The following is a 12,819-nucleotide window of genomic DNA, read 5'->3' on the forward strand; positions in this document are numbered from 1 at the left end:
CGGTCGCAAGGGGCGGTAGCTCAGCAGGTCAGAGCAGGGGACTCATAATCCCTGGGTCGCGGGTTCGAGCCCCGCCCGCCCCACCGGCGGGGAACCCGTGCTCCCGGATTACTCTTACCGACACGGTCACAGCCGTGACACCGTTCACCCCGAGGAGCTCCCATGACGATACGTCCAGCCCTGGTGGCCCTGGCTGTCGTGATCGTTGTGCTCCTCCTCGTGCTGTTCCTGGCCGGCCTAGGTCAGAGCGTCATCTGTGAGGCAGGCGGATCGTCGGGCTGCGAGTCCTCCTGGCGCTGGGACTGGCCCCTCCAGTGACCTGAGCCCGAAGGCGCTGAACGCGCCCCGGCGCCTCGATCTTCGTCGGTTAGGGTTCCCAAACCCCTTGCAGTACGGGCATTCCGCAATCCCCCGGTTACTCCGTTCACCTGCACAAACCGCTCCGGACGACATATACTACGAATCGTAGTATTCACTGACGATGCCAGGGGCCCCCATGGAAACCGACCAGCCAGCCACCCAGAGCAGCCCGCGGTTCGACACCTCCTTCCTCTGGAAGTTCGCGGTGATGGTGGCCGTCGCCCTCGCGATCTACTTCATCCCCCCGCCGGCAGGGGTCGACCCGCGGGGGATGCACATGCTGGCCATCTTCGTGGCCACCATCCTCGGGCTGATCCTGCAACCGCTGCCGACGCCGTCGATCGCCATCATCGGCCTGGCGGTGGCGATGATCACCGGCGCCATGGACGTCGGCGAGGGTGAGGCCCTGGCCGGCTTCGCCAATGCCACCGTGCTGCTGATCGTCGCGGCCTTCTTCATCGCCGACGGCTTCCTGCTGACCGGGCTCGGACGGCGGATCGCGCTGATCTTCGTCTCCTGGATCGGCAAATCCCCCCTGGGTATCGCCTACGGCATGGCCGTCACCGACCTGGTACTGGCACCGGCCACGCCGTCGAACACCGCGCGTGCCGGCGGGGTCGTCTACCCGATCATCCGCTCGATCTCCGAGGTCCAGGGCTCCACCCCGGACAGCGACGAATCCCGGCGCAAGCTGGGCTCCTACCTCACCCTGACCGCGGCCCATGTCAACGTGATCACCAGTGCCATGTTCGTCACTGCCATGGCCGGCAACCCGGTCGCCCAGGAAGCCGCCGCCGGACTCGGGGTGGAGATCACCTGGGGCGGCTGGGCACTGGCCGCGATCGTCCCCGGGATCCTCAGCCTGCTCGCCGTTCCGTGGGTGATGACCCTGCTCTACCGCCCCACCGCCACCCACACCCCCGATGCCCCGGAGATGGCCCGTACCGAACTTCGGAAGATGGGCCGGATGTCCCACGGCGAAATGATCATGGCCGGGACCTTCGTGCTGTTGCTCGGGCTGTGGATCGCCGGATCGAGCATCGGGGTGAACGCGACGGCCGCAGCCTTCGTCGGCATCGCCATCCTGCTGCTCACCCGCGTCCTGACCTGGAAGGACATGGCGCGCAACGCCTCAGCCTGGAACACCTTCATCTTCTTCGCCGTGCTGGTCGGCATGGCCGCCCAGCTCAACACCCTCGGTGTGATCGACTGGATCGGCAGTGTGGTCTCCGGCCTGGTCGGCGGCATGCCCTGGGTCCTGGCTTTCGCCATCCTCAGCCTCGTCTACTTCTACGTCCACTACCTCTTCGCCTCCAACACCGCCCAGATCGTCGCCATGTACGCGGTCTTCGTCGGTGCAGCGATCACCGCCGGCGCCCCGCCGATGTTCGCCGCCCTGGTCTTCGGATTCATCGGCAACCTCTTCGGCGCACTCTCCCACTACGCCTCCGGACCGTCGGCCGTCATCTACGGCTCCGGGTACGTGAAGGTCGGGGAATGGTTCCGGATCGCCTTCGCGATGTCGATCGTGATCATCCTGATCTGGACCATCACCGGTGGCGCCTGGATGTACGTGCTCGGCATGTGGGAAGGCGCCGGACCGCCGTTCGGATGATCCCGGGCAACCCTCCCGATCCTGCACCGGACCAGCCACCGAGCCGGTCACCGCCCCGCCAGTTCCGACCCATCACGGAGGAAGCAGATGACCACCGTCGATCGCCCACCAACCGCAGGCACCTCGCCACCCCGACCCATGATCAGCAACTTCTGGGCGAAGACGATCATGGCGATCACCGGACTGATCTTCGCCGCCTTCGTCTTCGTGCACATGTACGGCAACCTGCACATCTACTACGGCGCCCAGGCCTTCGACGAGTACGCCCACTGGCTGCGTACCCTGCTGGAGCCACTGCTGCCCTACTCCGGCGTGCTCTGGATCCTGCGCGTGGTGCTGTTGATCTGCCTGGTCCTGCACGTCGGCTGCGCCGTCCTGCTGCACGTCCGCAGCCGACAAGCCCGCGGACCGCACCGGCGTCCGGGACTGCGTCGCACCGAGGCCTGGTTGGCCCGGTCGATGCTGGCCAGCGGAGTGATCATCGGACTGTTCGTGATCTTCCACATCCTCGACCTGACGATCGGCCTGCAACCGGCTGCGACCGATGTCTTCACCCACGGGGCCGCCTATGCCAACCTCGTCGCAAGCTTCCGGCGACCACTCGTGGCCGCCTTCTACATCCTCGCCATGCTCGTTTTGTCCGCCCATCTGGCCCACGGGATCTGGGCAGCCGCCAATGACCTCGGCGCCACCGGCAAGCGGCTGCGTCAGGTCGCGGTGATCGTCGCCGGTCTGGTCGCCCTGGCGGTCTGCGTGGGCAACATCTCGATCCCCGTGATGGTTCTGACAGGAGGACTGCAATGACCCCCGTCCCCCACGCCACCAGTACAGCACCCGGCACGGCGATCGCCGACACCGCCGCCCTGCTCGACGACCTGCGAGCGATCGGTGAGGATCTGCCCGGATTCGACCTGCCCGCCGATCGCGATCCGGCGAAAGTCTGGTCCGAACGCAAACTCGACTACCGGCTGGTCTCACCGTTGAACCGTCGCAAGTTCACCGTGATCGTCGTCGGCACCGGCCTGGCCGGTGCCGGCTGCGCAGCTGCTCTGGGTGAGCTCGGCTACCGGGTCGAGGCCTTCACCTTCCACGACGCGCCCCGGCGCGCCCATTCCGTGGCCGCCCAGGGAGGTATCAACGCCGCCCGCGCACGCAAGGTCGACAACGACTCCCTGGCCCGCTTCGTCAAGGACACGGTGAAGGGCGGCGACTTCCGCGGACGCGAGGCCGATGCCTGGCGGCTGGGCGAGGAGAGCATCCGGGTGATCGACCACATGGAGGCGATCGGGGCGCCGTTCGCCCGCGAGTACGGCGGCCAGTTGGCCACCCGGTCCTTCGGCGGGGTGCAGGTCTCGCGTACCTACTACACCCGGGGACAGACCGGACAGCAGTTGCAGGTCGCCGCATCGCAGGCCCTGCTCCGGCAGGTCGCCGCCGGCACGGTCACCCTGCACACCCGCTCGGAGATGCTGGACCTGATCGTCAGTGACGGACGCGCGCAGGGCATCGTCGTCCGGGATCTGCTGACCGGCCGGATCCGGCCGGTCACGGCCCATGCCGTGGTGCTGGCCACCGGTGGGTACGGCAATGTCTACTTCAAGTCGACCCTGGCGAAGAACTCCAATGTCACCGCCGCCTTCCGGGCCCACCGCCGCGGCGCCCACTTCGCCAATCCCTGTCTGATCCAGTTCCACCCGACCGCGCTGCCGGTCTCCTCACCGTGGCAGTCGAAGACCATCTTGATGAGCGAATCGCTGCGCAACGACGGCCGCATCTGGGTGCCCGTCGAACCCGGTGACCCACGTCCGGCCAATGACATCCCCGAGGCCGAACGCGACTACTACCTGGAACGTCGCTACCCCGCCTTCGGGAACCTGACCCCCCGCGATGTCGCCAGCCGGGCGGCCCGCGACGAGATCGTCGCCGGCCGCGGTGTCGGCCCACTGAAGAACTCGGTCTATCTCGACTTCGCCGATGCCATCGCCCGGGTCGGCAAGAAGGTGATCACCGAGCGGTACGGGAACCTCTTCGAGATGTACACCGATGCCACCGGTGAGGACCCCTACACCGAACCGATGCGGATCGCCCCCGGCGCCCATTTCGCCATGGGCGGTCTCTGGAGCGACTACGACCTGATGACCTCCATCCCCGGCCTGTTCGTGGGCGGCGAGGCCGGCTGGGGTTATCACGGGGCGAACCGGCTCGGCGCGAACTCGCTGCTCTCGGCCTGCGTGGACGGCTGGTTCACCCTGCCCTTCTCCGTACCGAACCATCTGGCGACCCTGCTCGGCAGCGACCGGTTGGCGCTCGACGACCCGGCGGTGACCGAGGCGGTACGCCGGACCGAGGACGGTGTCCGCGCACTGCTCGAGATCGGCGGCAGCCAGGGACCCGACCGGTTCCACCGGCGGCTCGGTGAACTGCTCTACGACAAGTGCGGGGTGAGCCGTTCCGGACCCGAACTGGCCGCGGGCATCGAGCAGGTACGGGCGATCCGGGAGGAGTTCTGGTCCGATCTGCGGGTGGAGGGCCGACCGGACGGGTTCAACCAGGAGATCGAACGTGCCGGACGGGTGGCCGACTACCTCGACATGGCCGAGCTGATGTGCCTGGACGCACTGGATCGCGACGAGTCCTGCGGTGCGCACTTCCGTACCGAACATCAGACCCCGCAGGGTGAGGCCCAGCGCGACGACGTCCACTGGCGCTTCGCCTCGGCCTGGGAACGTATGGCCGACGGCCGGTACCGACGACACCAGGAACCGTTGAACTTCGTCTCGGTGCCCCTGCAGACCCGGGACTACCGATGACCGCGAGTACAGCGCGTGCCGCGGTTCCTCGGGTACGCGACACCCTCCCCCATCCGATCGACCACGTCCATGGAGAGGAGGTCGGCCGATGAAGCTGACCTTGAAGATCTGGCGTCAGGACGCCACCGATTCCGCCGGTGGGTTCGTGGAGTACCCGCTCGAGGAGGTCGGCCCCGAGTTCTCGCTGCTGGAGGCATTGGACAAGCTGAACGACGAGCTGGTCGCCGACGGCCGGGAACCGGTCGCCTTCGACTCCGACTGCCGTGAAGGTGTCTGCGGCTCCTGCGGGATCACCGTCGACGGTCGGCCCCACGGCCCGGTCGCCAACACCCCGTCCTGTCGGCAGCACCTGCGGTCGTTCGACGACGGGGCGACGGTGCGGCTGGAACCGTTCCGCTCGGCCCACTATCCGGTGGTGAAGGATCTGGTGGTCGACCGCGACGGTCTCGACCGGATCATCGGAGCCGGTGGCTATGTCAGCGTCGATGCCGGCACCGCGCCCGATGCCGACTCCCATCCGGTCACCCACGAACAGGCCGAGTACGCCCTCGACATGGCCGCCTGCATCGGCTGCGGGGCCTGCGTCGCGGCCTGCCCGAACGGTTCGGCGAATCTGTTCACCGGCGCCAAGCTGCTGCACCTGTCGACCACCAGCCAGGCCCGGACCGAGCGCGGCACCCGGGCCCGGGAGATGGCCGCGGCGAGCGAGGAGTTCGGTCCCTGTTCGCTGTACGGCGAATGCGTCGAGGTCTGCCCGGCGGGGATCCCGCTGAGCGCCATCGCGGGTCTGAACCGGGAGCGGTTGCGGGAGGTCTTCCGCCGGCGGGCGAACTGATGCGGCCACACCCGCGCAGTCGCCGGCCAGTGGGGCGGGGCGGCTCAGGCCGCCCGGCGATCCAGTTCGTCGGCCAGCAGATGCAACCAGGTCGCCACCTCGGCCGGGCCGTGGCAGACCACATCGGCTCGCTCGAGCAGGGCGTTCTGCTCCGGCGAGGCCGAGGCGATCAACAGCCCGGGGATGCCGAGGGCGCGCTGGCGTACCACCTCGTCATAGGCGGGCAGGTCACCCAGGTCGTCCCCGCCGAAGATCTGCGCCCGCACACCGCGTTCGGCGATCAGCTCGGCCAGGGCCATGCCCTTGTCCTTGCCGGGCGGACGGATCTCCAGCACCGAACGCCCCGGTTCGACACCGAAGTCGTGCTCGGCGGCGATCGCCCGGGCCCGTTCGATCAATGCCGCGGTGGCCCGCTGCGGGTCGGCGGCGGTACGCCAGTGGATGCCGATGGCACGGAACTTGTTCTCGATCGTCACCCCGGGGATCCCGACCTCGTCCACCAGCGCGGTGACGGCTTCGCGTACCTGCGCGATCCCCTCCGGTGGCGGCGGGATCGTGAACTCACCGCTCGCGCCGTCCCAGCGCTCGGCACCGTACTGGCCGAGGACGACCATCCGCTCGGCACCGGCCAGCTGGGCCAGCCCACCGAGTTCGACCGCAGCCCGCGCAGGCCGGCCGGTGATGATGGCGACGGTTCCCAGCCGGCGGGACAGCCGATCGAGTGCCCGAGCCCCCTCGGGATGGATCACCGCATTCTCCGGCCGATCGATGATCGGCGACAGGGTCCCGTCGAAATCCAGTCCGAGCAGGGAATTCGCCGGGTCCTCGAGCACGGCGGAAAGAGCCGCCACCCCCGGTCCCGGGCGCACAGCGAAACGTTCGAGGTCCGGCGCGATCTGATCGACCATGGCACAAGCGTGACGCAACCCGGCGCGGGCAACAACCTGAACGCCGCAATGCGTCCCCGATGCAGGCCCTCAGCCCTCCCCCACGCGTCCGTTCCGCAGGTATCGCACCCATTCGGGTGCCAGAGCTGCGATACCTGCGGAACAGACCCTGGGGAGGAAGCGATTCGGCACTGGCTAGGGTGGAGGCTGCAGGGCAGGCGATGAGGGAGAAGAAGTTGGCGTCGAAGAGCTCCGGTCAGAAAGCCGATTTCGTGGTGGTGGCGAACCGCCTCCCGGTCGATCGGGTGATCAACTCCGACGGGTCTGTCGACTGGCGTACCTCACCGGGTGGCCTGGTGACCGCCCTGGAACCGGTCATGCGGGCACAGAACGGCGCCTGGGTCGGCTGGCACGGCGCACCGGACGAGAAGCTGGAGCCGTTCAACAACAACGGCCTGGAACTGGTGCCGGTGGAGTTGAGCACCCACGAGATCGCCGAGTACTACGAGGGCTTCTCCAATGCCACCTTGTGGCCGCTGTACCACGACGTGGTGGCCCACCCGAAGTTCCATCGTGAGTGGTGGGTCGAGTACAAGAAGGTCAACCAGCGTTTCGCCGAACGGACCGCCGAGGTGGCCGACACGAACGCTGTCGTCTGGGTGCAGGACTACCAGCTCTCCCTGGTGCCGCAGATGCTGCGCGACCTGCGGCCGGACCTGCGGATCGGCTTCTTCCTGCACATCCCGTTCCCGCCGCCGGAGCTGTATCGCCAGTTGCCGTGGCGGAACTCGATCCTGCGCGGCATGCTCGGCGCCGACATCGTCGGCTTCCAGCTGCCGGGCGGGGCGAACAACTTCTGCGAGCTGGTACGGCGGCAGCTGAAGCTGCCGGTGCAGCGGCACGAGGTGACGATGCCCGATGACCGTCGGGTGCTGGCCCGGGCCTACCCGATCTCGATCGACGCCCAGGGGTTCGCCGAGCTCGCCGCCTCCGCTCCGGTGCAGGAACGTGCCGCGCAGATCCGGCGCGATCTGGGGAACCCGTCGACGCTGGTGCTGGGGATCGACCGGTTGGACTACACCAAGGGTCTGCGGCAGCGTCTGCGGGCCTTCGGTGAGCTGGTCTCGGAGGGGGCGCTGTCGCCCTCCGACTCGGTCTTCCTGCAGGTCGCCAACCCCTCGCGGGAGCGGGTCGAGGAGTACCGCCGGTTGCGTGACGACATCGACATGCTGGTCGGCCGGCTGAACGGCAATGTCGGCACCATCGGCCATCCGCCGATCACCTATCTGCACACCAGCTATCCCCGCGAGGAGATGGCGGCGATGTACGTGGCGGCCGATGTGATGATGGTGACCCCGTTGCGCGACGGGATGAACCTGGTCGCGAAGGAGTTCGTCGCCTCCCGTACCGACAACACCGGCGCGCTGGTGCTGAGCGAGTTCGCCGGAGCAGCCCGGGAGTTGAAGCAGGCGTACCTGGTCAACCCCTATGACATCGACGGGATGAAGGAAGGGCTGATGACCGCCATCCAGGACAGCCCGGCGGCGAAGACGAAGCGGATGAAGGCCATGCGCAAACATGTCTTCGAACACGACATCAACCACTGGGCCGATGAGGTGCTGCGGGACCTCGGCGCCGATCTGTGAGGTACGGCCCGGGGTGAGCAGGTTCAGCCCAGCAGGTCGCTGACCAGCGCCCGCAGCAGCGCCGTCCGCGGCGGGATCTGATCGACCAGCACGTGCTCGTCGGCCGCATGTGCCCCGCCGCCGGCCGCTCCCAGACCGTCCAGGGTGGGTACGCCCAGGGCGGCGGTGAAGTTGCCGTCCGAGGCCCCGCCGACCGAGACCGCGCGGGGTTCCGGCAGCCCCAGTCGCTGCGCGATCGCCACGGTACGGTCGAGGAGGTCCTGCGACATCGCCGGTTCCAGCGGTGGCCGGTTGATGCCACCGGCGATGCTGATCTCCGCACCGGCCTGCGGCACCAGCGCCGCGAACGCGCGATCGACGCGTTCCTGTTCGGCGACCGTGGCGGCACGGACGTCGACGGCGAACTCGGCCCGGTCGGGCACGGTGTTCTGGGTCTGACCACCGGTGGCCAGGGTCGGTGTCACCGTGGTGCCGAGCGCGGTGTCGGACAGCTCGGCCACGGCGATCACCTGGTGGGCCAGCTCGACAGTGGCGTTGATCCCGTTCTCCGGTTCCAGTCCGGCATGGGCTGCCTTGCCGGCGAGCTGCACCTGGTAGATCGACGTACCCTTGCGGCCGATCTTCAACGCCCCGTCGGCGCTGGCCTCCAGCACCAGGGCGGCGACGGCGCCGCGGGCGGTCTCCTCGATCAGGCCCCGCGAGCTGGGTGAGCCGAGCTCCTCGTCACCGGTGACCAGCAGGGTCAGCCCGACATCGCGACGGTCGACGAACTGGGCGGCCACATGCATCGCCATCACCAGTCCGGTGAGCATGTCGAAACAGCCCGGGCCGGTGAGGATGCCGTCGGTGATCGCGAACGGCCGGTTCGCCAGGGTGCCGAGCGGCCAGACGGTGTCGTGGTGGGCGAGCAGCACCACCCGCCGGGCGTCGGCCGCGGTGCTGCCGAGTTGCCATCGCAGATGGGTGCAGCCGTCGATCACGATTCGCTCCGGGCTGCTGCCCAGCCGCTGTTCCCCGAGGCTGCTGATCAGGTCTGCCGATCGGGCGACCGCGGCGAGGTCGGCCGACGGTGATTCGCATTCGATCAGTTGCTGCAGATCGTTCAGGATGGCCGTCAGGGACTTGTCGCCCCACTCGAGTTCGTTCACCCCGGCACGCTATCGCGGATGGTCCCGGGCCCCGGATCGGGGCTGGTGGAGGTGGTGGCTCCCCCGGTTGGACTCGAACCAACAACCCTTCGATTTTCTCACGGCCCTCGGTTGAAGCCGTCGCGACAGCCCCGGTGTTAATCAGGACAGGGATTTCGGACAAGGCGAGATGAGTGGAGGCGGGTGCAGATGAGCACAAATAGGTGAGTTAGAGCATAGGTCAGACCATAGGAGTTGCTGATGCATCTGGTGTCTTGCCTGAGTACGCGGCATGCCGCCGTCACCGGTTGGCCAGGCCGATTCGTCGCGTGCGATAACCATCCGTAGCCTCGGGGGTAGGTCGAACGACACGAACCGACCGACTCCTCACCTGCGTAGCCAAGTGATCTGACCTGAATGATCGGAGTCCGATGTTCTCGTGCTCGCGGATGCGCACGCCGCGGATCGCCGGTGCTTCGGAGCTGACTGCGCGAAGTCATTCTTTGGCTGCGCGCTATCACCGATCTGATCGATGAGCAGCGCCTCGGGAATGACGTCGCCGTGATCTTCGGTGGAGTAGCTGCTGGGCTTGGTCTTGGTGACGAACGGGCCGGAGTAGATCGCGTTGCGCAGCTCTTGCCGGATCTGGTGGGGCTCGGCCTCAGATGCAACGGCACGATGGGCGGCGGCCTAGTAATGGACTTGATGTCGTCATCCCTGACGACCAGCGAGTCGGGCGAGCCCTTCCACGTCCAGCAGGCCAAGTAGTATCGGGGAACAAGGAAACGCTGTCGGAACATCCATCGCTAATCAGGGGGAAACCAGTTGCACACTCTCACGGGTAAACGTGTCGCCAAGTTTGCGCGCGATTTTGGCTTCGCGGTATCAGAGGATAAGCAGTTCGAGCTCTATGTTGCTGCCAACTACCTCTATCCGTATCTACGGGACGATGTGGACAAGATCGAGCGGTCCGTCCACGGAGGAGGGTCGGACGAGGGAATCGACATCGCTGCCATAGTCGTCAACGGGCAGCTCGTGTTCGAACCCTCGGAAATCGAAGAGCTGATCTCAGAGCAGGCCTCGAACACCGCACGAGTCATCTTCATCCAGGCCAAGACGAGCGAGTCTTACGACGCAAAACTGATCTCAAAGTTCCTCCATGGGATCGAGTCAGTCACGAAGTACGCGATAAACCCGCAGAGTATTGCTCTCCCTGCCGCGCTAGTGGACCTCGCAGCACTGATCGACAAGATTGCCGAGAACGGTGACAAGTTCCAGGAAACACGAATCCCGTGTGAAGTGTTCTACGTCACAACCAGCGGGCACGACGGGGCTGATGCACGCAAAGAACTGCAGGTCACTGAGGCGGTTCACCGGATCAACGAACTCGGGGTGTATTCGGAACCCTTCGAGTTGAAAACTCACGGACACGATGCACTGGCAGCGAAGCTGAAGGAACGACACGGGCCACAAAACATTCGGTTTGAGTTCACGAAGCGGCAGACTATCCCGGCCACCGAACGTGTGAGTGAGGCCTACATCGGCCTGCTATCTGGAACGGAAGCGCTGAAGCTGTTAACCGACGAGACTGGCGCCATCCGGCCCGGTATCTTCGATGACAATGTGCGGCTCGATCTCGGAGCGCACAACACTGTCAACATGCGAATCACTCGAACCCTCGAAAGCGAGGAACGTGAACAGTTCCCGTTCCTGAACAACGGTCTGACGATCATCGCTAGCTCTCTTAGGGGAGCTGGAGACAAGTTCTTCATATCTGGCTACCAGATCGTGAACGGCGGGCAGACGAGCCATCAGCTGGTCAGATGGGCGGCGAGCCGGAGGGTCAGAGAGAACCCGGAACTCTTGTCCGATCTCTGGATTCCAGTGAAGGTTGTCAGTTCGGAAGATGCAAGCGTGCGAACCAGTGTAGCGATTGCTACGAACCTCCAAACTGCGATCGGTTCGACGGACATCCAGGCGAGTTCGCAGACCGCCAAGGACGTGGAGGAGTATTTCACCCAGACAGGTGCCGATGGTCTGCGCTACCTGCGTCAGGTGCAGCACGCCGCACTCGACTTTCCGAGGACGCGGGTCGTCACTACGCCAGAGCTCAACGGGCAGTCGCCGCGACGCTCTTCGGCGAATCCTTCCGAGCGATCGGTTCACCCAAGGAACTCGAAGCCGAGGATTCCTTCGTGTGGGGTAGCTATTCAGTCGAGGCGTATTACTACGCCGCCTGGATCCTCTACCGGGTGGATCGATACTTCGCTCGCAATCCCGACTCCACAACCCTGAAGGCGGCGAAGTATCACATCGCCATGATGGTCTCTGTCATCATCAATCCGCAGATAGCAGCGGTGTTCGAAGCAAAAGATCTCGAATCCGCTAAGTCTCGGCTTGCCTCGGCAAAGAGGGTTCAGTTCAAGGTCACCGACTCTAACCGGATCGAACTCGCCATCTCCAAGGCCATGGAGCTAGCCTCAGCACAGTTTCAGACCGTTCTCTCTGAGGGGCGAAGCCTCCGGAAGGACGATGTGCGAAACCGACGCCATCAGGAAGCTCTCCTAGAGAAGGCGAAGGCGGTGCAGCCGAAGGCGCGGTCGCGTTGACGGCGCAAAGAATGCCCGGGGACGACCCCCTCGATATCCTCGGCCTTCTCGTCTATCGCATCAGCTCGTCGCGCCCACCCTAACGGCCTCAGCGTTGACTGCGGAAGTCGCCGTCGCCGGCGAGGTAGTCCCATTTCCAATGATGGATGTTGACGACGCCCTTACCGCTGACTTCCTCCGTCTCGAGAACGAACTATTCCCATTGGCGCGAGTCTCGGTCGCGTCGGACTTCGCGTCGTGCAACTCCGAGAGCGTCGGTAGTACGAGTACAGCACCGGGTTACTGTCGGGAGCGTATGAAGATGAGACAAACTCCTTGAGTCCGAGGCCAACGAAGCGAAGAGCGAAGAAACTCGTTGAAGTTGGACCACTCGAGGTCGTCGCATGGCAGCAAGACGACCTCAGCACGGACACATGGGCGTCGTACTCGATAGAAGCGTTGACCTCGCTCTACGTCAGCCCACCGTGCGTGAAAACTCCTCGTTTTCGACCGTCTTGGCCGCGTTAAGGCTCGAAGTCCGACGCACGACTGTAGACATGCCCCCCCTGTGACCTGTGCACCACCCGGGTCGGGCGCGGACTTCCCTCGTAGGGTCATCGTATCGGCGAGTGCCGACAGCGTAGAGAGACGAGCCCGCGTCGCGACGCGCCCAAGGCGCCCATTCTTCGCGACGCTCGTCGGAGACGTAGCCGATGTTGCCTCGCCACTGTTCCGCTGTCTTCCACAGCGTTGAACGTCAACGTCAACGTCGACTGGGTGGGAGCCTGCCCTGGTGCGAGCAACGCGCGCTAGTTGGCGCACCAAGATCGCTACAAGGCTCAACCGACCCGAGCGATATCGTCCGGCGATCCTCGCGACCCATGGGACACAGACAGGACAGCAGTCCCTCAGACAACTGGGCTGAGCACACAGCTCGTGAGCTCAGCTCAC

At 65.7% G+C, this 12,819-nt stretch carries 10 protein-coding genes and 1 tRNA gene; 9 read left to right on the plus strand and 2 right to left on the minus strand.

Annotation, left to right across the window (positions count from 1 at the left end; translation table 11 throughout):
- The first annotated feature begins 9 nt into the window (after nucleotides 1-9).
- From CLV29_RS07180 to CLV29_RS07200, 6 genes are all read left to right on the plus strand, one after another.
- A tRNA-Ile gene (locus tag CLV29_RS07180) sits at nucleotides 10-83 on the plus strand.
- Between the two features lie 79 nt (nucleotides 84-162).
- Nucleotides 163-318: a hypothetical protein gene (locus CLV29_RS16150; RefSeq protein WP_166649163.1), complete on the plus strand. Its 156-nt coding sequence runs from the start codon at nucleotides 163-165 to the stop codon at nucleotides 316-318.
- A gap of 178 nt (nucleotides 319-496) precedes the next feature.
- A complete protein-coding gene (locus tag CLV29_RS07185) occupies nucleotides 497-1,975 on the plus strand; it encodes an anion permease (protein ID WP_208292798.1) in 1,479 nt (492 codons plus the stop codon).
- An 87-nt stretch (nucleotides 1,976-2,062) separates the two neighbouring features.
- Entirely contained in the window at nucleotides 2,063-2,779 is a 717-nt protein-coding gene (locus CLV29_RS07190) for a succinate dehydrogenase cytochrome b subunit (protein WP_133754264.1), read from the plus strand.
- Nucleotides 2,776-4,785, plus strand: a complete 2,010-nt coding sequence (locus CLV29_RS07195) for a fumarate reductase/succinate dehydrogenase flavoprotein subunit (protein WP_133754265.1) — start codon at nucleotides 2,776-2,778, stop codon at nucleotides 4,783-4,785. The genes CLV29_RS07190 and CLV29_RS07195 overlap by 4 nt, the downstream gene beginning before the upstream one ends.
- Before the next feature lie 88 nt (nucleotides 4,786-4,873).
- Nucleotides 4,874-5,620: a succinate dehydrogenase/fumarate reductase iron-sulfur subunit gene (locus CLV29_RS07200; RefSeq protein WP_133754266.1), complete on the plus strand. Its 747-nt coding sequence runs from the start codon at nucleotides 4,874-4,876 to the stop codon at nucleotides 5,618-5,620.
- 44 nt (nucleotides 5,621-5,664) lie between these two features.
- Here CLV29_RS07200 and otsB read toward each other — a convergent pair whose 3' ends face one another.
- Nucleotides 5,665-6,528, minus strand: coding sequence for a trehalose-phosphatase (gene otsB, locus CLV29_RS07205; protein ID WP_133754267.1), 864 nt, complete (start codon nucleotides 6,526-6,528; stop codon nucleotides 5,665-5,667).
- 200 nt (nucleotides 6,529-6,728) lie between these two features.
- Here otsB and CLV29_RS07210 point away from each other — a divergent pair, with 200 nt between their 5' ends.
- Nucleotides 6,729-8,153: an alpha,alpha-trehalose-phosphate synthase (UDP-forming) gene (locus tag CLV29_RS07210; RefSeq protein WP_133754268.1), complete on the plus strand. Its 1,425-nt coding sequence runs from the start codon at nucleotides 6,729-6,731 to the stop codon at nucleotides 8,151-8,153.
- Nucleotides 8,154-8,176: 23 nt separating this feature from the next.
- Here the strand turns inward: CLV29_RS07210 and CLV29_RS07215 are convergent, their stop codons facing one another.
- Nucleotides 8,177-9,301 carry a M20/M25/M40 family metallo-hydrolase gene (locus tag CLV29_RS07215; RefSeq protein WP_243831781.1) on the minus strand — a complete coding sequence of 375 codons (1,125 nt, stop codon included), beginning with the start codon at nucleotides 9,299-9,301 and terminating at the stop codon, nucleotides 8,177-8,179.
- Between the two features lie 804 nt (nucleotides 9,302-10,105).
- Between CLV29_RS07215 and CLV29_RS07225 the strand changes: the two genes are divergently transcribed.
- Complete coding sequence (locus CLV29_RS07225; RefSeq protein WP_133754269.1) at nucleotides 10,106-11,575, plus strand: AIPR family protein; 1,470 nt, start codon at nucleotides 10,106-10,108, stop codon at nucleotides 11,573-11,575.
- 23 nt (nucleotides 11,576-11,598) lie between these two features.
- Nucleotides 11,599-11,889 (plus strand): hypothetical protein, encoded by a 291-nt coding sequence (locus CLV29_RS07230; protein WP_166649164.1) that lies wholly within the window; start codon nucleotides 11,599-11,601, stop codon nucleotides 11,887-11,889.
- Nucleotides 11,890-12,819 lie beyond the last annotated feature (930 nt).

It is taken from the genome of Naumannella halotolerans (assembly GCF_004364645.1).
Classification (GTDB): domain Bacteria; phylum Actinomycetota; class Actinomycetes; order Propionibacteriales; family Propionibacteriaceae; genus Naumannella; species Naumannella halotolerans.

Bases quoted from the DNA above. Each gene is read 5' to 3' on its own strand.
- CLV29_RS07185 (WP_208292798.1), top strand. From the start codon at position 497: ATGGAAACCGACCAGCCAGCCACCCAGAGCAGCCCGCGGTTCGACACC.
- CLV29_RS07190 (WP_133754264.1), top strand. From the start codon at position 2,063: ATGACCACCGTCGATCGCCCACCAACCGCAGGCACCTCGCCACCCCGA.
- CLV29_RS07230 (WP_166649164.1), top strand. From the start codon at position 11,599: ATGATGGTCTCTGTCATCATCAATCCGCAGATAGCAGCGGTGTTCGAA.
- CLV29_RS07200 (WP_133754266.1), top strand. From the start codon at position 4,874: ATGAAGCTGACCTTGAAGATCTGGCGTCAGGACGCCACCGATTCCGCC.
- CLV29_RS07195 (WP_133754265.1), top strand. From the start codon at position 2,776: ATGACCCCCGTCCCCCACGCCACCAGTACAGCACCCGGCACGGCGATC.
- otsB (WP_133754267.1), bottom strand. From the start codon at position 6,528: ATGGTCGATCAGATCGCGCCGGACCTCGAACGTTTCGCTGTGCGCCCG.
- CLV29_RS07210 (WP_133754268.1), top strand. From the start codon at position 6,729: ATGAGGGAGAAGAAGTTGGCGTCGAAGAGCTCCGGTCAGAAAGCCGAT.
- CLV29_RS16150 (WP_166649163.1), top strand. From the start codon at position 163: ATGACGATACGTCCAGCCCTGGTGGCCCTGGCTGTCGTGATCGTTGTG.